Source organism: Anabaena sp. 90 (assembly GCF_000312705.1).
GTDB lineage: Bacteria > Cyanobacteriota > Cyanobacteriia > Cyanobacteriales > Nostocaceae > Dolichospermum > Dolichospermum lemmermannii.
On the sequence record NC_019427.1, the window covers coordinates 2470479 to 2493891 of the forward strand.

At 37.9% G+C, this 23413-nt stretch carries 21 protein-coding genes and 1 pseudogene; 16 read left to right on the forward strand and 6 right to left on the reverse strand.

The features are described from left to right. Window positions 1-228 precede the first annotated feature (228 nt). A complete protein-coding gene (locus ANA_RS10780; RefSeq protein ID WP_041457959.1) occupies window positions 229-624 on the reverse strand; it encodes an alpha-amylase family glycosyl hydrolase in 396 nt (131 codons plus the stop codon). A 217-nt stretch (window positions 625-841) separates the two neighbouring features. Between ANA_RS10780 and smc the strand changes: the two genes are divergently transcribed. Both smc and ANA_RS10790 read left to right on the forward strand, forming a co-directional pair. Beyond that, complete coding sequence (smc, locus tag ANA_RS10785; RefSeq protein WP_015080095.1) at window positions 842-4660, forward strand: chromosome segregation protein SMC; 3819 nt, start codon at window positions 842-844, stop codon at window positions 4658-4660. A gap of 334 nt (window positions 4661-4994) precedes the next feature. Next, entirely contained in the window at window positions 4995-5390 is a 396-nt protein-coding gene (locus ANA_RS10790; protein ID WP_041457961.1) for a hypothetical protein, read from the forward strand. 238 nt (window positions 5391-5628) lie between these two features. Here the strand turns inward: ANA_RS10790 and ANA_RS10795 are convergent, their stop codons facing one another. Next, entirely contained in the window at window positions 5629-6033 is a 405-nt protein-coding gene (locus tag ANA_RS10795; protein WP_015080096.1) for a type II toxin-antitoxin system VapC family toxin, read from the reverse strand. 7 nt (window positions 6034-6040) lie between these two features. Continuing rightward, window positions 6041-6322, reverse strand: a complete 282-nt coding sequence (locus tag ANA_RS10800; RefSeq protein WP_015080097.1) for a hypothetical protein — start codon at window positions 6320-6322, stop codon at window positions 6041-6043. A gap of 961 nt (window positions 6323-7283) precedes the next feature. Here ANA_RS10800 and ANA_RS10805 point away from each other — a divergent pair. From ANA_RS10805 to ANA_RS10835, 8 genes are all read left to right on the forward strand, one after another. After that, window positions 7284-8492, forward strand: coding sequence for an AAA family ATPase (locus tag ANA_RS10805; RefSeq protein ID WP_015080098.1), 1209 nt, complete (start codon window positions 7284-7286; stop codon window positions 8490-8492). After that, on the forward strand, window positions 8486-9121 hold the full coding sequence (locus ANA_RS10810; protein WP_015080099.1) for a DUF4276 family protein: 636 nt from the start codon (window positions 8486-8488) through the stop codon (window positions 9119-9121). The genes ANA_RS10805 and ANA_RS10810 overlap by 7 nt, the downstream gene beginning before the upstream one ends. A gap of 245 nt (window positions 9122-9366) precedes the next feature. Then, window positions 9367-9603, forward strand: a complete 237-nt coding sequence (locus ANA_RS10815; RefSeq protein WP_015080100.1) for a DUF433 domain-containing protein — start codon at window positions 9367-9369, stop codon at window positions 9601-9603. Window positions 9604-9873: 270 nt separating this feature from the next. Next, complete coding sequence (locus tag ANA_RS10820) at window positions 9874-10104, forward strand: DUF5615 family PIN-like protein (protein ID WP_235082031.1); 231 nt, start codon at window positions 9874-9876, stop codon at window positions 10102-10104. Between the two features lie 324 nt (window positions 10105-10428). Beyond that, window positions 10429-10650: a hypothetical protein gene (locus ANA_RS10825; RefSeq protein WP_015080101.1), complete on the forward strand. Its 222-nt coding sequence runs from the start codon at window positions 10429-10431 to the stop codon at window positions 10648-10650. After that, the gene (locus ANA_RS10830; protein ID WP_015080102.1) at window positions 10650-11060 is read left to right on the forward strand and encodes a type II toxin-antitoxin system tRNA(fMet)-specific endonuclease VapC; all 411 of its coding nucleotides are present in this window, start codon (window positions 10650-10652) and stop codon (window positions 11058-11060) included. Before ANA_RS10825 ends, ANA_RS10830 begins: the two co-directional genes overlap by 1 nt. Window positions 11061-11145: 85 nt before the next feature. Then, window positions 11146-11301, forward strand: a complete 156-nt coding sequence (locus tag ANA_RS24530; protein ID WP_083881508.1) for a type II toxin-antitoxin system PrlF family antitoxin — start codon at window positions 11146-11148, stop codon at window positions 11299-11301. A gap of 2 nt (window positions 11302-11303) precedes the next feature. Then, on the forward strand, window positions 11304-11801 hold the full coding sequence (locus ANA_RS10835; protein WP_015080103.1) for a type II toxin-antitoxin system YhaV family toxin: 498 nt from the start codon (window positions 11304-11306) through the stop codon (window positions 11799-11801). Window positions 11802-11994: 193 nt separating this feature from the next. Here ANA_RS10835 and ANA_RS10840 read toward each other — a convergent pair whose 3' ends face one another. Next, window positions 11995-12861 (reverse strand): DUF2382 domain-containing protein, encoded by an 867-nt coding sequence (locus ANA_RS10840; RefSeq protein WP_015080104.1) that lies wholly within the window; start codon window positions 12859-12861, stop codon window positions 11995-11997. 140 nt (window positions 12862-13001) lie between these two features. Between ANA_RS10840 and ANA_RS28540 the strand changes: the two are divergent. From ANA_RS28540 to ANA_RS10855, 4 genes and pseudogenes are all read left to right on the forward strand, one after another. Then, window positions 13002-13192: pseudogene (locus tag ANA_RS28540) on the forward strand (hypothetical protein); the annotation flags it as partial. A gap of 162 nt (window positions 13193-13354) precedes the next feature. Then, entirely contained in the window at window positions 13355-14344 is a 990-nt protein-coding gene (locus tag ANA_RS10845; protein WP_015080105.1) for a PRC-barrel domain-containing protein, read from the forward strand. A 180-nt stretch (window positions 14345-14524) separates the two neighbouring features. Next, window positions 14525-15586 (forward strand): hypothetical protein, encoded by a 1062-nt coding sequence (locus ANA_RS10850; RefSeq protein ID WP_015080106.1) that lies wholly within the window; start codon window positions 14525-14527, stop codon window positions 15584-15586. Between the two features lie 79 nt (window positions 15587-15665). Next, window positions 15666-16151 carry a hypothetical protein gene (locus ANA_RS10855; protein ID WP_015080107.1) on the forward strand — a complete coding sequence of 162 codons (486 nt, stop codon included), beginning with the start codon at window positions 15666-15668 and terminating at the stop codon, window positions 16149-16151. Between the two features lie 434 nt (window positions 16152-16585). Here ANA_RS10855 and ANA_RS10865 read toward each other — a convergent pair whose 3' ends face one another. Then, window positions 16586-16846, reverse strand: coding sequence for a hypothetical protein (locus ANA_RS10865; RefSeq protein WP_041457967.1), 261 nt, complete (start codon window positions 16844-16846; stop codon window positions 16586-16588). 84 nt (window positions 16847-16930) lie between these two features. Continuing rightward, complete coding sequence (locus tag ANA_RS10870) at window positions 16931-18241, reverse strand: hemolysin family protein (protein WP_015080109.1); 1311 nt, start codon at window positions 18239-18241, stop codon at window positions 16931-16933. Between the two features lie 281 nt (window positions 18242-18522). Here ANA_RS10870 and mfd point away from each other — a divergent pair, with 281 nt between their 5' ends. Continuing rightward, window positions 18523-22038, forward strand: a complete 3516-nt coding sequence (gene mfd / locus ANA_RS10875; RefSeq protein ID WP_015080110.1) for a transcription-repair coupling factor — start codon at window positions 18523-18525, stop codon at window positions 22036-22038. A 106-nt stretch (window positions 22039-22144) separates the two neighbouring features. Next, the gene (locus ANA_RS10880; protein WP_015080111.1) at window positions 22145-23413 is read left to right on the forward strand and encodes an AAA family ATPase; all 1269 of its coding nucleotides are present in this window, start codon (window positions 22145-22147) and stop codon (window positions 23411-23413) included.

Consider the following 23413-nt stretch of genomic DNA (forward strand, 5'->3'; position numbering starts at 1 on the left):
CTTAAAACATTGACGAAGCTAACATTACCCCAGAAATGGGAGGCTCTTCGGAGCAACACATTATGCGTACAGAGTTGGGAATTTTGAATCGGTAATTGTCCCGTTGAAAGTACATTACAAAAGTACACCGAATTTACCAACTCCAAGGCGGTAATGAAAAAATATTCAAGGCGGTTAAAACCGCACGAGTCGTTTCCCTCTTAGCACTGAAGTGTCTGAGTTTCCCACTTACCGGGTATTTTTATGATTAAATACGCCATCAAGAACTATTTTCATATTGCGGGCGTGGGCGGCATCTATTAATACTCGCAAAGCCTGATTACCCCCCAACATCGGATCAACCTGGTAATAATCATGGGTATGATAACGATGATTACTAGCAGATTGAAAAATGGGTGTAAAGTAAATTGCATTCACCCCTAAACTTTCGATATAGTCTAATCGTTCTATCACACCCCACAAATCACCACCTTTATAGCCTTGGTATGTAGGTGGTGCATCCCAGACTTCTAAATTGCTATTATTTAAGAAGCTGTGACGGGAATGCTGACTTCTAGCAAATCTGTCGGGGAAGATTTGATAGAAAACCGCGTGTTTAACCCAATCTGGCGTTTGAATTTCCATAAATACATCTATGAGCAACTTAACATATAGCAATTTTAAACCAGATGTAAACAACCCCCTTGTATTTCCCTCTGTGTCCTCTGTGTCTCTGTGGTTCGTTTAAAATATATTGTTGCCATACATTTAGTTACCAAATTTCCCTTCTTTCTTGGTCACGAAATGATAAATAATTGGTACACTTAGTTATTTAACCCAGTTTACAGTTAACCAGTGCCTCATGGTATATGTCAAGCGCGTTGAACTTACCAATTTTAAATCCTTCGGTGGGACTACTGCTGTCCCTTTGTTACCGGGGTGTACCGTCATATCTGGTCCTAATGGTTCTGGGAAGTCAAATATTCTAGATGCTTTGTTGTTTTGTTTGGGACTGGCTAGTTCTAAGGGTATGCGGGCGGAACGTTTACCGGATTTGGTGAATAATGCTCAAAAACATAAGGGGCGTTCGGCGCTGGAAGCTAGTGTAACTGTGACTTTTGATATTTCGGATGTCTCTCGCAGAGGTGCGGAGGCGCGGAGGGAGGAAGTGGGGGAGGTAGGGGAAGTGGGGGAGGTAGGGGAAGTGGGGGAAGTGGGGGAAGTGGGGGAAGTGGGGGAAGTGGGGGAAGTGGGGGAAGTGGGGGAAGTGGGGGAAGTGGGGGAAGTGGGGGAAGTGGGGGAAGTGGGGGAAGTGGGGGAAGTGGGGGAAGTGGGGGAAGTGGGGGAAGTGGGGGAGGTAGGGGAGGTAGGGGAGGTAGGGGAAGTAGGGGAAAATCTAAAATCTAAAATCCAAAATCCAAAATCGTCTGAGTGGAGTGTTACTCGGCGGTTGCGGGTGTCTCAGCAGGGGGGGTATACGTCGAATTATTATATTAATGGTGTGGCTTGTACTTTGACTGAGTTACATGAGGATTTGGAGGAGTTACGGATTTATCCTGAAGGGTATAATGTAGTATTGCAAGGGGATGTTACCAGCATCATTTCCATGAATGCGCGGGAACGTCGGGAAATTATTGATGAGTTGGCTGGGGTGGCGACTTATGATCGGAAAATTGTCCAGGCTAGGTCTACTTTGGATGAGGTGAAGGATAAGGAGGATAGTTGTCGGATTATTCAGACTGAGTTAAGTATACAATGCGATCGCCTGTCTCAAGATAAGGCTAAGGCGGAAAAGTATCAATTATTGAAAGTTGAATTTATCCAAAAGCAGTCTTGGGAATCTGTATTATCTTGGCGTTCTCTCCAAGCACAGCAAGAAAAGCTAGTTGCACAAGTTCAAGAGGGCGATCGCAATTTCAGTGATTTTACTACTCAGTTAAATACAACTAATTCTCAAATTGATCAAAAAACTACTGAATTAGATCAACTCAATCTCCGGGTAAAGGCTTTGGGGGAAGAGGAACTTCTCTCTGTTCAATCAAATCTCGCTACTCAGGAAGCGGAACGGAAACAACTCCAACGTCAACAACGGGAGTTAGAAGCATCTATTCAAGAATCTACAAGACGGTTAAATCAAACTTATCAAGAAATTCAACAATATCAACTGGCTTTAGAGGAAGCTAAGAAAAAACAAAATATAGAAACGGTAAATGTAACGTCTCTACAAACAGAACGTGACACCGCCCAACAAAATTTAGAATCTTCTCGTCAAGCTGCTGCGGAAATTGCCTCAGCTTCGGAAGCTTGGGTACAACAACAAACAGCTTTAAATCGGCAAATGGAATCTTTGCTGCATACTCTTGAACCGCAACGCACTGAACAAGCGCAATTACAGGAACGGAATACTCAATTACAACAATTGATTTCTGAACAATCTCAGTTAATTGCGACTTTAGAACCCGAATTAGCCCAAAAACAAGCTGAATGTGCGCGTCTGGAAACGGAATTTAATGCTTCTACTCAACCTATTCAAAATTTAGCTGAAAATCTCGCTGCGACAGAACAAGAGTTACAAATTCAACAAGATACCCAAAAGCGACTTTTACAAGAACAACGAGATAAACAACGTCAATTAGATAAGTTAGAGGCACAAACTCAAGCGCAACAGGAAATACAAGGAACACAAGCAAGTAAGGTGATTTTACAGTCGGAAATGCCCGGTTTATGTGGTTTAGTGGTGCAGTTGGGTAAGGTAGATCCCAAATATCAAACAGCGTTGGAAATGGCTGCGGGTGGACGTTTGGGGCATATTGTGGTTGAAGATGATAGTGTGGCATCTGCGGGCATTGAACTGTTGAAACAAAAACGGGCAGGGAGGGCAACTTTTTTACCTTTAAATAAGATTAAAGTCCCGAAATTTACCCAGGATGCAACTCTGCGTTTAGCTGATGGTTTTGTTAATTATGCGGTAAATTTGGTAGAATGCGATCGCCGTTATCATGATGTATTTGCCTATGTTTTTGGGGCAACGGTAGTATTTGCGACTCTTGCCCAAGCTCGGAAAAACATGGGTCTATATCGCATAGTCACCTTACAAGGGGAATTATTAGAAACTAGCGGAGCCATGACTGGAGGTAGTAGCAGTCAACGTTCGTCTTTACGCTTTGATAACGGTGAAGCCGGGGAATCTCAGGAAGTCGCTAATTTGAAATCTCGCTTAATAGATATTGACCGGATTTTAGAACGTTGTGGAGAAGCAATTTCTCATTTAGGAACTCGCACTAAAACATTAACTTTAGAATTAACGGAAGCACGTCAAGTCCGCAGGGAACAACAACTATATTTAGAACAGTTAAAGAAAGAGATTAAGAGTTTAACAACGCAGTTAGAAAATACTCGTTCTCAACTTTCCCAAAATACCCAAAAATTCACCTCTGCACAATCACGGTTAGAAATTTTAGATCGGGAATTACCAGAACAAGAAACTCAATTACAACAATTGAGACATACTTTAGCTGAGTTGGAATCTTCCCAAACTCCCAGCGAATGGCAACAAATCCAAGCTATCATTAAAACCCAAGAACAGGAATTACAACAACGGGAAACAGCGTTAAGAGATGTTCAACAGCAATTAAAAAATCTCGAAAATCAACAACAACGATTACAAGAAAAAATAGAAGAATCCCAAACCAGAGTTATTCAATATCAACAAGAAGAAACGACAGGAAAACAGCAACAAGCAACAGTTAATAGTCAAGTTGAAGAATTGAATAATTTAATTACTGCAATTCAGGCTAAATTGGGTCAATTAGAAGAAAATTTAGGGGAAGAAAAGAAAAATCGAGATACAGCAGAAACCGAATTGCGATCGCTCTTATTGCGTCAACAACAATTACAATGGGAAATAGAGAAACTGCAAGAAACTCAACAAAAACGCCGGGAAGATTTAACAGCACTACAAAACCAATTGCGAGATTTAGGTGCAGAATTACCCAGTCCCCTCCCAGAAGTTCCCAATAAAGTTGATTTAGAAGACTTACAAAAAGAATTGCGGAGTTTAGGTAAACGTTTACAGGCAATGGAACCTGTGAATATGTTAGCTTTGGAAGAATTCGATAAAGTCCAAAGTCGTCTTCAAGAACTTACCGAAAAATTAGAGACTTTGGAAGGGGAACGGACAGAATTATTATTAAGAATTGAAAACTTTACCACCCTCCGTCAAAAAGCATTTAAAGAAGCTTTCGACGCAGTAAACGAAAATTTCCAATCAATCTTTGCTATTCTTTCCGATGGTGACGGTTATTTACAACTAGATAATCCCGAAGATCCTTTTAACAGTGGCTTAAACCTAGTCGCACACCCCAAAGGTAAACCCGTCCAACGGCTTGCTTCTATGTCAGGGGGAGAAAAATCCTTAACTGCATTAAGTTTTATTTTCTCCCTACAACGTTATCGTCCCTCTCCATTTTACGCCTTTGACGAAGTAGATATGTTTTTAGATGGGTCAAATGTGGAACGATTAGCGAGAATGATTAAACAACAGGCGGAACAGGCACAGTTCATTGTAGTGAGTTTGCGTCGGCCGATGATAGAATCAGCACAGCGTACAATTGGGGTGACTCAAGCTAGAGGTGCTTATACTCAGGTTTTGGGTATTAAATTACAATCATCTGACAATTAACATCTGAACTTTGGCATTTTACAGGAAAATTCTGGATATCAGCGAGAAATAAGCTCAAACTACTGTGGTTGCGTACAACTCAGATGAATAGTCCGAAAAATTCTGTATAACACGCCCATTTGGGTGGATAGCCCGAAAGATTCCGTATAATACCCGGATATTGACGATATCCAGAATTTTTCTTGCTATTACCTAGGCGTTATGGTAGGGTATAATTGATTATAACTATTTCATTTACTGAGTTAACATAACCAGGGTAAAATCTGGGTGTGTTATACAGAAAATTTCCATCTAATAACTACTAGTTAGACTTTCTTCGGAAATTACGAATACCATGATTAACCCCATTATTGATTTCATTGCGGAAGCTACCCTCGGTGCTGTTTCGTCAGATACTGTTGCTGGTGAGCTTAAGAAACGCGGAATATCAGGATTTCCCAAATGGATACTAACCGCTCTGGGAGGATCGGGATTAGTACTTGCCTTGAAGAAGCTTATTGATTTTGCTGGACATGACAATGAACTAGGACTTAATACTTTGAAGCCCGTAGAACTATTAATTCCTCCTCTTAAATCCCAATTCATTATCGAAAATACGTGGAAGAAATTTAACAACATGCCAAAGGCTCTGGGATGGCTAGAAAGTCTGCCAGATGAAGATAAGTCTACGTTATTCGCTTTCTTTTCAACGCAAACGAGTGTAGCGGACTACATCAGGCAGGCTAAATAATTTGATAGCTCTTTGGTAGCCGATCTTGTAGGGTGCGTTAATGAATGTAACGCACCTTATTTTTAATTGAACAAAAGTGCGATCGCTCATAGGTTAGATTGATAAAGTGCGATCGCTCGTAGCTTAGATTGATAAAGTGCGAGTTCGCCACTTACACCCTGACCAAATGCGAAAAACCCAATAACAGCTTAACCAAACCTACAGTTTTAAATACATCAGCCAAAAAATAATTTAATCATCATAATTCTACCCAATTCTCTAAACTTAAACCCTCAACTCTGGCCAAATCACTATCATTAGAAACCACAATTAAATCTTTAAGAATAGCAGTAGCAGCGATTAAAACATCTTCAGTTTGAATTGGTACACCCCTTAATCTCAAATTAGCATGAATTTGGGCAGCTTTTTCTAAAATTGCTAAATCATCTAAGAAAATAATCGGATATTCTTGACAAAATTCCTCAAATCTTGCTCTTTGTTTTGGTGCATCAACCGCTAAAAAACCTCGCCTAATTTCAAAATAGGTGATACAACTAATAAAAATCTTTTCTTCCTTAGACTCACTAATTGTAATCTTGTGAAGAATTTGGGAATTTTGTTTGAGTGCTAAAGAAACAATATTAGTATCTAATAAATAATTCATAAATTTTCTATTTTCTTTTAACTGCATCATCAAAAATTGCCATTTGTTCAGGAGTAAAATCCTCTCCTATTTTAGCCAAAAGGTGTAGAGCCATGATACCACTACAACGCTTTTTAAGACTTTCTTCTGATATCTGACTAAATTCTTCTAAAGAAAAGTTTTCTTTAAATACTTTTACTAAATCTTGAACCATTTTCGTATAATTTAGATCCTCTTTAAATAAAGGACGTTCTTCCATTAAAATAGCAACAACATTCTCAATTCTCTTAATTATTGATTCTTGTTTCATAAGAATACCCGGTAAGTGGGAAACTCAGAGTCTTTAGACCTGAGAGGGAAACGACACGAGCGGTTTTAACCGCTGTGGATATTAAAATTGAAACCAGATTTTTGATTGGAATCTGGAAACCAACTCCCATTTCTGGGGTAATGTTAGCCTCGACCTGTTATAAGAGCTTGCTTGAGCTTGCAACACTGTTCCAGTGACCTTAGAACTGTTTAATCACAAGCGACAGAGCAGGGAACTGGCAACGCATTCGGTGGGTGTCGTGACTCAAATAACGGCTACCATGAGAGTAGACTCAGGGTGGTCTGGTCAGTACGGCTTGCTTGATTATTCTTGCAAGCCCAGTCCCTTTAGGGCTGGGTTACTGACATCAGTTGATAACATAATTATTACCTCACTAAATAGTCTTTATGTCCATTATATCAAGTTTGTGAACTTTTGGGAATTATTTATACTAACACTTTTAAATCACCAATGAGTCCCCAAAAGTTTGTAGCGACTGTTTTGAATGTCAAGCGATAGCGAAGCGCGACCTAGGAATCGCTTGTAGGTTAGATGGATAAAGTGCGATAGCGAACGCATTGCGTCCCGGAGGGAACTAGCGCGACCTAGGAATCTCTCGTAGGTTGGATTGATAAAGTGCGATAGCGAAGCGCTCCGCAGGAATCGCTCGTAGGTTGGATTGATCAAGTGCGATAGCGAAGCGCGACCTAGGAATCGTTTGTAGGTTAGATTGATAAAGTGCGATCGTTTATAATATACTGAATAGACAACATATATTAGACAACCATTCAAGCATAGGAGCTATCTATGTTGTTACAAGAACTTAAAGAGCAGATATTCAAACTACCATTAAGCGAACTGACAAGTCAGCGCTTACGCTATCGCAAAACATAAATAATTGTGTATTCCTTACCCAAAATATTCGCAACAATATAGTTTTATTTAATATTAGGAGAAGTAAATGGAAGGTAAAAGATTTATTCATAAAATCAAATTACAAAACTTTCTTTCCTATGGAAATGCGGGGGAAGAAATAGAACTACAACCGCTAAATGTGTTAATTGGTGCTAATACATCTGGGAAATCTAATTTAATTGAAGCTATTGGAATTTTAAAAGCAACACCGACAGATTTACCTGTGCCTTTTCGTAAAAGTGGAGGTATTAATGAGTTTTTATGGAAAGGTAACAAAGATACTCCGATAGCAGAAATTAAAATTACTGTTGATTATCCTCAAAAATCAGAGTCACTTTTACTTGATTATACGCTTAGTTTTACCACATATAATCAAAGATTTGATTTAGTGGATGAATTTATCGAACCAGAAACGAGAAAAGAAGGTTTTCAATTTTATTATCTTAACAATTATAATGGATTTCGTTCTTTTACAGTAAGAGATAAAGATCCCTTATCAGGACAGGAAAGACGAAGTGAACAACTTTTGGAACTACATTCAATTAAATCAGATCAATCAGTTTTATCTCAAATAAAAGATCCAAATAGATATCCAGAACTTTCTTATTTAAGCACAGAATTTTCTAAAATAAGCTTATATCGTTACTGGCAAATGGGAAGAGATTCAGAACCAAGAAAGGCTCAACCTACTGATTTACCTCAACATCCTTTACTAGAAGATACGAGCAATTTAGGTTTATTTATAAAAGATTTACAACACAGAATAGGTATTAGGAAAGTCATTGAATGCCTCAAAAAATTTTATGAGCCAGCAGAAGAATTAGATGTCACAATATACGGTGGTACTGCACAAATATTTATTCGGGAAGAAGGTGTAATTCAACCAATTCCTGCAACTCGTTTATCTGATGGAACATTGCGATATTTGTTTTTAATGGCTTTACTTTTAGATCCTACTCCACCACCACTAATTTGTATTGAAGAACCCGAATTAGGTTTACATCCAGATATTTTACCAACTATTGCAGAATTGTTAATTGAAGCATCTCAGAGAACTCAATTAATTGTCACAACTCATTCTGATGCTTTGGTTTCTGCGTTGAGTGAATATCCTGAATCTGTAGTAGTTTGTGAAAGAGATGATACAGGAACTCATTTAAGGAGACTTAAACCAGATAAACTCAAAGACTGGTTAGAAAATTATACTTTAGGTGATTTGTGGCGGATGGGTGAAATAGGTGGAAACAGATGGTAAAAGAGATTAGAATTTATATAGAAGGTGGTGGAGATTCCAAAAATCAGAAATCTTCACTTAGAAAAGGATTTAGTAAGTTTTTTTTAAAATTAGTAAAGGAAGCAACAACCAAAAACATTAAATGGAATATCATTATGTGTGGTACTCGGAATAATGCTTTCCGTGATTTCAAAAATGCTTTAAAATCTCATCCTGATGCTTTTAATGTATTATTAGTTGATGCTGAAGCACCTGTAAATAAAAAATCTCCTTGGGAACATTTAAAATTTAGAGATAATTGGGATAAACCAACAGAAGTTGATGATGATAATTGTCATTTAATGGTACAAACAATGGAAGCTTGGTTTATTGCTGATTTTGCAACGCTGAAAAAATTTTATGGCCAAGGTTTTAAAGAAAATGCTATTCCCAAAAATGCTAATGTGGAAACTATTGCAAAAGATAATTTAGAACCTACTCTCAAAACTGCGACTGGTAGAACTACTAAGGGAGAATATCACAAAATAAAACACGCCTCTGAACTATTAGAATCATTAGATGTAACTCAGGTTCGTCAAGCTTCTCCTTATTGCGATCGCTTATTTAATACTCTAAGATCAAGAATTGGATATTTACAGGATGAATCATAACCTAGTAATTGCTCCTCTTGTGCGATAGCGAAGCGCGACCTAGGAATCGCTCGTATGTTAGATTGATAAAGTGCGATAGCGAAGCGCTCCGCAGGAATCGCTCGTATGTTAGATTGATAAAGTGCGATAGCGAAGCGCTCTGTAAGAGTCGCGCAACGGTGACTTTCAGTTCGCTTTTTTCTATTGTCATAGAACTCGAAAAATCAAGTACAATTAATTTAGTGCCAACATAAAATCTAAATATCATGAATAACCTTCTATTAAATAGAATAACAATTAACCATGATATTTGTCATGGTAAACCGTGTATTCGCGGATTGCGCTATCCGGTGGAAATGATCTTAGAACTTTTGAGTTCAGGCATGAATATTGATGATATTTTAGAAGATTATGATGATTTAGAATACGAAGACATTTTAGCAGTTCTCAGCTTTGCTACTCGACTCACTCAAGTTAAAAGTATTCTCCAATTAGTTTCATGAAATTCTTGATTGATGCTCAATTACCAATGCGAATTGCCAATTTATTAGAGAACTTAGGTTGTGATGTTAGAGGATGTTTGAAAAGTATCAGAATTAATCGAGATCCCCCCAACCCCCCTTACAAAGGGGGGCTAAATTCCTCAAAGTCCCCCTTTTTAAGGGGGATTTAGGGGGATCTGCGGGTGTCAGATCCCACACGAGAAAGTTTTCAAACATCCTCTTATACATACCAAAAATCTTCCTTTAAAAAATGCAACTCCAGATTCGGAAATCAACAAACTATCAATCCTGGAACAGAGAATTGTTATTACCAAAGATAAAGATTTTTTAGATTTTTTTTTAATCAAACAAGAGCCTTACAAACTACTACTAATAACCACAGGTAATATTAGTAATAAACAAATTGAACAACTTTTTCTACAAAATATTACTCAAATAATCGAATTGTTTTTGACCTATGATTTTTTAGAAATGACTAGAGATAGTTTGATTATTCATTAGTGCGAGTTCGCCTGTTGGGGAAGCGTAATCAGCGATCGCTCGTAGGTTAGATTGATAAGGTGTGATAGCGAAGCGCTCCGCAGGAATCGCTTGTAGATTGGATTGACCAAGTGCGATAGCGAAGCGCGACCTAGGAATCGCCTGTAGGTGGATTGATAAGGTGCGATAGCGAAGCGCGACCTAGGAATCGCTCAAATTAGACTTATAAAGCAAGATCGTTTATAATATACTGAATAGACAACATTAGACAACCATTCCAGCATAGGAGCTATCTATGTTGTTACAAGAACTTAAAGAACAGATATTCAAAAGAGGTAAATAGTTATGCAAAGTATGAGAGTGCGATCGCTAATTGGTAAAAATGGACTTTTACAAATTCAATTACCCGAAACAACAGAAGGAACGGAATTAGATATTATTCTTGTTTATGAATCAGCATCACCAACAAAAACAACAACAAAATTGAGTGATTTTTATGGTTGTATTCAAGATGAAACATTTATCAGACATCCACAGCCAGAACAAGCAGAAAGAGAGCTATTTTGATGATTTATCTGCTAGACACTAATGCCTGTATTATTTATCTCAAGGGCAAAAACTTTCATTTAAAACAAAAGCTGGATAATATCCCACTTTCAGAAATTGCTGTTTGTTCAGTTGTGAAGGGTGAATTATTTTACGGATCAATTCGTAGTGCTAACCCAGAGCGTAATCTGACGTTACAGCAAGGATTTTTGAGTCAATTTGTGTCTTTGCCTTTTGATGACCAGTCTGCTAGAATTTTTGGCAAAATTCGCGCCCAACTTGCTGCTAACGGAACACCTATTGGAGCTTACGATTTACAAATTGCGGCTATTGCTTTAGCGAATAATTTGATCTTAGTTACCCATAATACTAAAGAATTTTCACGCATTCCCCAACTACAATTGGAAGACTGGGAAATAGATATTTTGTAATCTTTTAACTGTAAGCATTACAGCTATCAATGCGATAGCGAAGCGCTCCGCAGGAATCGCTTGTAGTTTGGATTGATAAAGTGCGATAGCGAAGCGGTTTTTAAATTTTATTGCAAGAGATATCGAGAAGAATCCTCAGCACTTACAAGCCATTAGCTCTGATTTAGTCAGCCGTGTTCAGTCCTTGGTTGCTGAAGTCGATCTTGATCTTGATGCACCACTCTCTGATGAGGATGAATAAGTTTGTCTGTAAATCAACCGCTAGTGATTAATGAGTGGAACATATTTGCTCATCCTCTCTTCCTTAACCAGTTTGAAGAACTTCTGACCCAGGTTGAACATTTGCGTCAAAAGTATCCTCAAGAATACAAGAAAAAAAACGCCACAAAGCGTCTATCTGCCATAGCAAAGCTGGCATTTGATGTTATTCCTCAAGACCCAACACGTAGTGATTATCGCCAAGGCAATACGCTTGTTGACGATTACAAGCACTGGTTTAGAGCTAAATTTTTTCAGCAGTACCGACTGTTTTTTCGATATCATCAAGAGAGCAAAATAATTGTTTTCGCCTGGGTTAACGATGAGAACTCTAAGCGATCCTATGACAGTAACACAGACGCTTATAGAGTTTTTAAGAAAATGCTGGAAAGTGGTCATCCTCCAGATAATTGGAATGACTTACTCAAAGATGCAAAAGATGAAACTAATCGTTTAGAAAAAGCAGTCAAAGCAGAAATTTAACTGGCTAGAAATAAGACACATACACAGCCTAACGAATCATTGGAGCGGATAATATTGTGATATTTTGGTATTGAGTTGAGTGCGATGCCTGCGGCGAGCGAAGCTATCGCAAAATCAAGAAATTTATAGGCGATAGCGAAGCGCTCCGTGAGAGCCATTTTCCCAAGACGCAGAACTGCTGTTTCGAGGTTTCTTAGTTTCTTCTCTCAGTTACTCGTTGATCATTCCGAGTCACGTCTAATTCTTCACGACGAATAGTATCTTCCGCTTCAACTGTATCCTGTTCAACTATTTTCTTGATTTTTACTCCTCCTTCACCTAAATCAGCTTCAGTTAGTGATACATTTTTAACACCCGTTTCTGCATCAGTGTGTTCAATGACTATACGTTCTCTTTGCACAGGTACAGAAACTGTTACCATTTCAGTATATGATTGCTTACTAACAGTTACTTCTCCTGTCTTCACACGAGATTTATTAGCTACTAAACGTTCTTCATATAGTTTCAGGTTTTGGTGATCCTGCTCATTCACATTGTAAAGATTTGGTTCTTCCTCATACCTATATGTATTCCGTTCAACAGGAACAGCAGGAGTAACTATTGTGCGCTCATGAGAAACTAGTGGAGAATCTACAGCTATCGGTGACTCTAGCGGTGTTGATGACTCTAAAGGTTCTTGTGCTATTGGTGGACGATAAACACCCCGCACCCGTTCCTCATAGTCGTAATCAATTTCTTGCAAATCTTTAAAATCTGGTAAATTTTCTACCTGCTGCTTTGTCAGCTTATTCGCGTACACCCGACGTTTATCATAGTCAATTCGGGAACGTCCAATTGGTAACAATACTTGTCTACCAAAGAACCAAAAACCTGTGTCCACAACTAAATAACGCAACCGCCCTGAATCATCTACCAATATGTATTTAATAGTGCCAACTTTATCATCATCTATGTCTGAATAGACATCAAAATGCTTAATCTTTTCAACTTCACTGCCATCCAACCCTGGACTATCATAGTTAGAGTCAGGAGTAAAGTCTTCAATTTTGTATAAAGCCATATTCGTTTAGCTCCAAACAGCTATACTTATAATTTTAAAAATAAAATTTTTTACTTCTTCTTTCTCAAGGAAGATATTAATATCAATAAATCTTGCTGTTCTGGTGGAAATGTATTATCAGGATATCCAGCTACAATTACGAAGTTGATATGTTTTTAAATGGGACAAAGGTGGAATGATTAGCTAGAATGATCAAACAACAGGCGAAACAAGCTTTATAGTTGTGAGTTTGCGCCATCCGATGATAAAATCAGCCCAGCGCACAATTGGCGTAACTCAAGCCAGAGGCGCGGATACTCAAGTTTTGGGTATTAAGTTAGATAACAGGTGACAGGGAACAGGGAACAGGGAACAGGGAACAGGAAAAAAGTTTACCAATGACAACTGACAACTGACAACTGACCAATGACAAATTTCTGTTAAAAATAGTGATATACATAAACCGGATTCGAGATTGCCTACGGCACGCTACGCGAACAGGAAGAACTATAGAATGACTTCAGAACAAATAGTTAGACGTTCAGATATATTAAACACTCAGGTAATCACCCGCGACAACGGTAAGCGGTTAGGTATCGTGAGTCAAATCTGGGTTGATATTGATCAAAGAGAGGTTGTGGCACTTAGTCTGCGAGACAGCCTCATCTCTATTTCTAGTTTGCCTCGCAATATGTATCTCAACACCATTAACCAAATCGGTGATGTTATCTTAGTTGATAACGAGGATGTCATCGAAGATGTGGAAGTAGAGATTCTCAGTAACCTGATGAACTGGGAAGTCATCACCGAAACAGGTGAAGTCTTAGGCAAGGTGAGAGGCTTTAAATTTAATGGCGAAACGGGTAAAATATACTCCATAGTCATTGCCTCCTTGGGATTACCGCAAATTCCTGACCAGTTTTTGAGTACCTATGAACTGTCCATAGATGAAGTTGTCAGCACTGGTCCGAGTCGCTTAATTGTGTTTGAAGGTGCTGAAGAAAGAGTAAACCAATTAACCGTAGGCGTTTTAGAACGGCTGGGAATTGGTAAAGCCCCTTGGGAACGAGATGCAGAAGAGGAATTTGGCTATACGCCCCCCCGCACAGTTGCCCCCAGCAATCAATTACCTAGCGGTGTACCCCTCCAAGCACCCCGGCCAAAAGTTCGCATTCCTGAACCTATAGCCCAGGAAGAGGAATGGACGGAAGACTACGTAGAGGAAGAAAGACCCCAGCGGCAAGTCATGAAAGCCCGTTCCTACGAGTCAATTCAGTATGATGAAGATGAAGAAGATAACTGGAGTGACGAAACAGTCAGAGATAGTTATCAGGAAGCACCCAGAACCGCAGCCAAACCTGCTAAAAAGACCTACGCAGATCAGTATGATGACTATGATGATGATCTCGAAACTGATGCTTGGGATGATGCACCAAAGCCTGTGAATATTCCCAAAAAGGTCAAGGAACGACAGGTGGAATACGAAGAAGAAGGCGGATATTAAGTTTTGTAAACCCCCTCTACTATAAGTATGAGGGGGTTATTTTTTTGGAAGGGAAAATTGTAGTTGAATATTAATGCTCTTATGGCTGCTAAATTGTAAAGTTAATGGTTTACCTGATGATACAATATATTTAATTTTTATGAGTTATTCAAATGCCCAATTTTAGGTACAAATAACCCTATGCAAGTGAAAATCATTGGAAAAGCAAAAGATTTACGAACAAATACAGATATTCTTTATGCTCAATTATCTATACAAGACTATTTAGATTTAGTAGGCGATAACTTTGATGATTATGAACCTCAAAGAAAACGCGAGAAATATAAAGCATATGAACGCATGAAAATTGACATCATGGATGGTGCTTTGTTACCTTCCATAACTCTCGCAGTAAAACCAGAACTAGTGAGTGATATCTTACCCATTGTACAAAAAGATGACTGGCAAGAACTTGAAAGCGCGTTAAGTAAACCAGGACAAGTAAATATTTTAGATGGATTACAACGGACGTTTATTCTAAGCGACATAGCCAAAGATAAATTTAACTTTAATCCAGAACAGAAAGTTCTTGTGGAGTTCTGGCTTGAAGGTAACATCCGAAATCTTATTTACCGGATTATTGTCCTAAATGCAGGACAGAAACCTATGTCGATGAAACATCAGATTGGTCTTCTATTCATCACTCTAAATGACACACTGAAAGCCGAAATACCAGATATTGAAATTTTCAAAGAAAAAGAATCTGCACGCCGAACAAAGGCTAGGAAGTACCCTCTCGATAGAATTGCCACCGCATATCAAAGTTTTATAACCAAAAGCCCAGAAACACAGAGACAAAATGTTGTCGCACAGAAATTAGTGGAAGAAGAAATTTTAGATTCTACAGAAGAACAACTTGGAGATCAGTTTGATGCTTTCAAAAATTATCTAAGAATCTATGCTGATTTAGATGTTGAAGTATCTCGAATATATATAGGAAATGCTGATCAAGAAATACCAAATGGTATAAAATGGTTTGGAGAAGAAAGTGTGATAAACTCTTTTTTCGCTGCCCTTGCCCTTGTATCTAGCAATAATTCAGAGCGAGTACAAAAGGCTTTAGATACTCTTCTAAAATTACTTAGAGATACCAAAGAAGATGATGATCCTCTCGCATTAGAAAAATTACAGGAGTTAGAAAGTGGATTTAATGCGCGTAAGGTAAGTCTGGGCTTTGCAAAAATGCAAAAAGGAAACTTCTGACAAATGGATTCAAAGAATACTTTCGTGAAGCAGGAAAAGAAAGTTTTGTTAATTGTTGGATAACAGCAGCAGAGTAACTATGAAATATGACGATTATAAAAATAAATATATGGATTCTGCACCTATTTGGGGAGGATTTTTTCATTCAAATGCTGCATCTAGCTTACCAGAAGCATATCGTTTTACGCCTTCTAAATTGATTGCTAGACCTGGAATTGATATTCCAACTTCCTATCATAAAGAAAGTTGCATTCGTTCGGTAGTCCAACCCTATGCCTTTGAAAGATTTTTGAAGCTTTATCACCTTCTAGAACTGATTTTTGACTGGAACTTAGTTCAGCAAATAAAAAGTTTAAATGATGATTTACAAGGAATAGGACAATTACTCAATCAATATAGTAACAATAGGGAACTTGATTTATTAAAAAATCTACTCAAAAGTAAATGTGATGATAAGAAAAAAGTTGATAAAATTGCAGACTGTCTAAATAAAATTAACTCTTCAGACTATTTAGATAAGGGAATGAAGATTTTTTTCGATTATGGTAAAGACGGTAATCCTTAGAGGATGTTTGAAAACTTTCTCGTGTGGGATCTGACACCCGCAGATCCCCCTAAATCCCCCTTAAAAAGGGGGACTTTGAGGAATTTAGCCCCCCTTTGTAAGGGGGGTTGGGGGGATCTCGATTAATTCTGATACTTTTCAAACATCCTCTTACAACAAAATTAATAATATTACTCCATTTAAAGATTTGATGTCTGAAGGAGGTTTCATTGCAGCTAATAAAAGTAATACGAGGATCAAAGGCATATCAGAAAACAACTATGATGATTTGGTGATTAATTTTTCGGCTTATTGTATATATCGTGTGAGATGTTGTACTGCTCACAATCGCATAGGTGAGTACGTTATGTCCAATGATGACGAAGGATTCGTTGTTGAATTTGCTGAACCACTGCTTCGTGAGGTACTTTGTCAGATATTTACTGAGTGAAGATTCAGAAAGATAGATTTAAATCAAAGTTTTCTGGTAATTCAGCATCTACAACCAAAATCCCCTCTTTTCGATATACATTTGCTTGGTTAGAAGAAACTACATTAGTTGTTTGTAAGTTTGTTTCCGTATTTCCTTCAGCAAATAGATTAGTCAAAGCATCAATTTTTTCTGCAACTGCTTGCAAAATAAACTGTTCCGTTGAGATTCCCTGACTGCTTGCTAATTTTTCTATCTTTCGTTGTATTTGTAGAGGAAAGTTCATAAACATTAACGGCATTAAGTTTACATAAATTATAGCTAGAATCTAACTACTGATTTTGCCATTTTTGTTAAAGAATTGTAATTATTACCCATTACCCATTCCTTTGGGTACAACTAATACCTTATCAACCCGATTTCCGTCCATATCCATAACTTCAAACCGCATATTATCCCATTCAAAATGATCAGCGGCTGCGGGAATCCGTCCTAAATGGGTAATCACAAAACCGCCTAAAGTTTGATAATTTCCTCTTTCTTCAGTTTCTAATTCTTCCAGATCAAATAGTTCTAAAAACTCTTCTATTCCTAACATTCCATCTACTAACCAAGAACCATCTTCCCGTTGTACAGCTTGGGGTTCTTCTTGTCCTGGTTCTGCGGGAACATCACCGACGATTTCACTCATAATGTCGTTAAGAGTGACTAAGCCTTGAATTACGCCATATTCATCTACAACTAAAGCCATGTGTGTAACGGTTTGTTTGAATAATTCTAAAACTTTTAAACCGCGGGTGCTTTCCGGGACAAATACGGGTTGACGTAATCCTAGTGTTAAGTCAAAGGGTTCATTCCGTAAACTTCTCGCTAATAAGTCGGTGACAGGAATAATTCCCAGGACGTTATCTAATCCTTCTTGACAAATTGGATAGCGAGAATAGCCGTTTTCCACCATTTTGTGGCGATTTTCTTCAGGAGAGTCGTCTAAGTCTAACCAAACTATATCAGGACGGGGTGTCATAAAAGAGGTGACGGCGCGATCGCCTAACCGGAAAACTCTCTCTACCATGTCCTGTTCGGCTTCTTCAAATGTCCCCGCTTCTGTTCCTTGTTCTATGAGTATTTTAATTTCTTCCTCTGTAACCTGCGGTTCAGCAGAGGGTGTAATTCCCAAAATTCGCAATACCAAATCCGTAGAAGCACTCAAAATTTTAACTATAGGTGAAGCTATTTTTGCTAAAGTCCCCATGGGGATAGCTACTAAAGCCGCGATTTTTTCAGGGTTATTTAAAGCCAGACGTTTGGGGACGAGTTCACCGACAATCAGGGAAAAATAGGTAATTAGTAATACCACTATGCCAAAAGCGATCGCATTGCTATAATTCGCTAAAACTGGGACTAATTTCACATACTCTTCCAGTCTTTTGGCAATGGTAGCACCACCGAAGACACCATTAAGGATATTAATGAGTGTAATCCCTACTTGGACAATAGATAAAAAATGGTTGGGAGATTCTGCGAGTTTTAATGCAGCCCTTGCGTTGATATCTCCTTGATTGGCTAACTGCTGTAGTCTAACTTTCCGGGCTGAGACTACGGCCATTTCCGACATTGAAAATACACCATTAGCGAAAATTAGCACCAAAATCGTTAAAATTTCAAACGTGAAGGAAGACATTTTTAAAATTGCTGGTATAAAGAGTAAAAGTATACACAGGATGAGAAATCCAGTTTATTTAGACATTTTATTAGTATCCATTATTTTAGGTAATTCTCTGAATAATTTGACTATACACAAAGTAGTAGCTATATTTCTTCTATCTATTAGTAGTTAAGCTTGATTCTTTGGGAATCATCCTCTAGAGTGCCATGAAAACTTTTAAAATAGCTAATATAAACTGCTTTTAGATTTTGACATCAGCAGCGACTTCCTTTTTTAGCGTAAGATATTTGAAATATATGGCCTTTTCTTCTATTGTGCGTGCTTTGGCGCGATCGCCTCTTACCGCCGAACTAATTACCAAACTCAACAAACAACGGGAATTGCGGTTAAATGGGATTTCTCGTCTCCCCAAGGGACTGGTAGCTTCAGCATTAGCAAACTATGAAGATCAGGATTTGTGCGTCGTCTGTGCCACCCTAGAGGAAGCTGGCCGGGTTTTCGCCCAAATGGAAGCAATGGGCTGGAAAACTGTGCATTTTTACCCAACTTCTGAAGCTTCTCCCTATGAACCTTTTGACCCTGAAAATGAGTTAAGTTGGGGTCAAATGCAGGTTTTAGCGGATTTGGTAAATGGTCAGTTGCAAAAGCAAAAAACTGCCATAATTGCCACTGTGGGGGCATTACAGCCACATTTGCCACCTCCGGAAGCGTTTAAATCATTTTGTGTAACCTTAGAAAAAGGGATGGAATTTGATTTAGATGGGTTTGGGGAAAAAATCACTCTTTTGGGATATGAACGAGTTCCTCTGGTGGAAACTGAGGGGCAATGGAGTAGACGGGGGGATATTGTGGATGTGTTTCCGGTGTCCTCAGAGTTGCCTGTGCGCTTGGAATGGTTTGGCGACGAAATTGAACAAATTCGAGAATTTGACCCCGCTACCCAACGTTCTGCCTTGGATAAGGTGGAAAAAATTACTCTCACCCCGACAAGTTTTGCACCTATTATTTCAGATGCACTGAAAGATTTACCAAATGTAGAGACGTTCCAGGGAATTTCTTCAGAGTTAGGAACATTAGAAGGAAGTCGGCGGTTTTTGGGGTTGGCTTTTGCAAAACCCGCTTCATTATTAGATTATTTATCTGAAAATACTCTTGTCGCCATTGATGAACTAGAACAATGTTATGCTCATAGCGATCGCTGGGTGGAAAATGCTAATAGTCAGTGGTCAGTAGGGGAGAAGCATTTAGAAGACCATTTTTTGCAACCACCGATAATTTATCTTCCAAATGCTTCGCCAGTACAGTTGTCAGTTGCATTACCGAAAATTCATCGAAATTTTGATGAGTGTATAGCGGAAATTGGCAATTTTAGGAAGTTATATTTATCGGAATTATCAGAAGAAAATAGTGGACTGAATTTAGCTAGTAGACCTTTACCTGTTACACCTCATCAATTTGCAAAATTAGGGGAAACAATTAGAAAAGAACGCGAACGCAATTTTGCAGTTTGGATACTTTCGGCTCAACCTTCCCGTTCTGTTTCTCTTCTGCAAGAACATGATTGTCCCGCGCAGTTTATTCCCAATCCTCGTGATTATCAAGCTATTGATAAACTGCAAATTAATCATATTCCAATTGCCCTTAAATATTCCGGTTTAGCAGAATTAGAAGGTTGTATTTTACCTTCTTATCGGTTGGTTATTGTCACCGATAGAGAATTTTATGGACAACATTCCTTAGCTAATTTTGGCTATGTCCGCAAACGTCGTCAAGCGACATCTAAACAAGTTGATCCTAACAAATTACGTCAGGGAGATTATGTAGTTCATCGTAGTCATGGAATTGGTAAATTTGTCAAATTAGAAAGTCTGACAATTAATGATGAAACCCGTGATTATTTAGTTGTTCAATATGCAGATGGTTTGTTAAGAGTTGCGGCTGACCAAGTTGGTTCTTTATCTCGTTTCCGCACTGGTGGAGATCAAGCCCCAGAATTACACAAAATGAGCGGAAAAGCTTGGGAAAATACGAAGAGTAAAGTTCGCAAAGCCATTAAGAAATTAGCGGTAGATTTATTAAAATTGTATGCAGCCCGTTCTCAACAACAGGGTTTTTCCTATCCTCATGATATGCCTTGGCAAGAAGAAATGGAAGATTCTTTTCCTTACCAACCTACCACAGATCAACTCAAAGCGGTACAAGATGTGAAACGGGATATGGAAAGTGAAAGACCGATGGATAGGTTAGTATGTGGAGATGTGGGTTTTGGGAAAACAGAAGTAGCAATTCGGGCGATTTTTAAAGCTGTTACCGCAGGAAAGCAAGTTGCACTTTTAGCCCCAACAACAATTTTAACTCAACAACATTATCACACAATTAAAGAACGTTTTGCCCCTTATCCTATAAATGTAGGTTTATTGAATCGGTTTCGCAGTGCGGAAGAAAAACGTAATATTCAAAAACGACTGGCTACGGGAGAATTAGATATAGTTGTGGGGACGCATCAATTATTAGGTAAAAGTGTCCAATTTAAAGATCTAGGACTTTTAGTAATTGACGAAGAACAAAGATTTGGAGTTAATCAAAAGGAAAAAATCAAAAGCTTAAAAACTCAAGTTGATGTTTTAACTCTTTCTGCAACTCCCATTCCCAGAACCTTATATATGTCATTGTCGGGAATTCGGGAAATGAGTTTAATTACCACACCACCTCCCACCAGAAGACCAATTCAAACCCATCTTTCACCGCTCAACTCCGATGTTATTAGAAGTGCAATTCGACAAGAATTAGATCGAGGTGGACAAGTATTTTATGTAGTTCCCCGAGTAGACGGAATTGAAGAAACCACGACAAAATTGCGAGAAATGGTTCCTGGAGGCAGATTTGCGATCGCTCATGGTCAAATGGACGAAAGCGAGTTAGAATCAACTATGCTCACTTTTGGCAATAATGACGCTGATATTCTTGTTTGTACGACAATTATTGAATCTGGTTTAGATATTCCGCGAGTTAACACAATTTTAATTGAAGATGCTCACCGTTTTGGTTTATCTCAATTATATCAATTACGGGGTCGGGTAGGACGGGCAGGAATTCAAGCTCACGCATGGTTATTTTACCCCAAACAACGAGAATTATCTGATGCTGCTAGACAAAGATTAAGAGCAATTCAAGAATTTACTCAACTCGGTTCTGGATATCAATTAGCAATGCGAGATATGGAAATTCGCGGGGTGGGAAATTTGCTAGGTGCAGAACAATCTGGTCAAATGGATGTAATTGGCTTTGACTTATACATGGAAATGTTAGAAGAAGCAATTCGAGAAATTAGAGGTCAAGAAATACCCAAAGTTGAAGACACCCAAGTTGACCTTAATCTCACCGCATTTATTCCTGCAACCTACATTCCTGATCTTGATCAAAAAATGAGTGCTTATCGGGCTGTAGCTACAGTAAAATCAAAATATGAACTCAAACAAATTGCTGCTGAATGGACTGATAGATATGGGACTATTCCAGTTCCAGCTAGTCAGTTATTACGAGTTATGGAACTCAAACAATTAGCTAAAAATCTCGGATTTAGCCGCATTAAACCAGAGAATAAACAGCACATTGTTTTAGAAACACCAATGGAAGAACCAGCTTGGAATCTCTTAGCAGAAAACCTCACTCCCACAATGAAAGCAAGGTTTGTTTATTCTCCTGGGAAGGTAACAGCGAGAGGTTTAGGAGTGTTTAAAGCAGACCAACAATTGCAGACTTTAATAGATACTTTTGTAAAAATGCAAGGGGCAATTTCTGAAACTCCTTAAGTGTAGGGTGGGCAATGCCCACCATTTTTCATATATTCCTGAAATTATAGTGTAAAATCTTAAGATAACGAGCAAGGTAAAATAATGATATTTTTGGGAGGTTACGATGTTTAAACAAGTTACTTTAGAGAATTTTAGAACTCATAAATCAACAACTATAGAATTATATCCAGTAACTTTGTTAATTGGTAATAACAATTCTGGTAAAACAAATTTTTTAGCAGGAATACAACATTTTTGTAATCTTGTCAAAAAAGGAAACCCTGATAATAAATATAGAAATGTCACTGGAATAGATTTATATCCATATAAATACAGACTTGCTAAAGATGATGAACCAATGTCATTTTCCATTTTATGGAATAACAAGAGGGGAGAAATTAATTATAAAATAGAAATATGTGAAAGCTCTAATTTTAGATACAATGCTAGTTGTCAAGAAAAAATAACTATCCAATTAGCTAATAATCAAATATCTAAAGAGCTTGAAAGTGGTTATAATCAGCCTACAAATATACTAGAATTAAGCAAAAAAATACAATTAGATCCATCTTTAGAGGAAAATGAAAAAGCACTATGTGAGTTATTTTTTCTTTATTTTACTAATACATTTAATTATCATTTTCAACCTGCATTCCTCAAACAAAAAAACAATCAGGATATAGATGAAGAACAACACAATGAATTTAATAACAGTCTTGAAATAGAACAAAGGAGAATACCAGAATATTTAGGAGAAACAGGAAGTAACTTTCAGTCACTTCTACGCCATGTAAAAGAAAAAGAACAACGTATATTTTCATCATTTATTGCCAAAATGAGAACTGTTGATACAAGTTTTATTGGAGTTCGTTATGATCCAAATCGTTCCAGTTTAATCTGGGAATTCGATTTAGGACGTAAAGGTTCTGTAGAAGAATTTATGCCAGAAGTTGTATCAGACGGCTTTATGAAAATTGCTGCAATAAGTTTGCTTGCATCATTGAGAAGACCACCTGCTATTATTATGCTGGAAGAGATAGAAAATGGTATTAATCCAGGTAATATACAACAACTAATGAATTGGATTTGGCAAGCAACATCACCTAGTCAAGATGGTTTTGTAAAAACACAATTTATTTTAACTTCTCACAGCCCTTCAGTTTTGAGAGAATTTAATCAACATCCTGATCATGTTTATACAGTTCGTTTAGATAAACGTAGTCGTCAAAGCGATGTGAGAAACTTAAATACTGCACTTGATACCCTTGTAGGAATTGGAGCAATTAAAGATGATGAAGTAGAATATGAAATTGAAGAAAACACAAATAAAAAGTTAATAAAAATACCAAAATATCAGTTAGCAGAACTTTGGTACACAGGGACAATTGGGTAA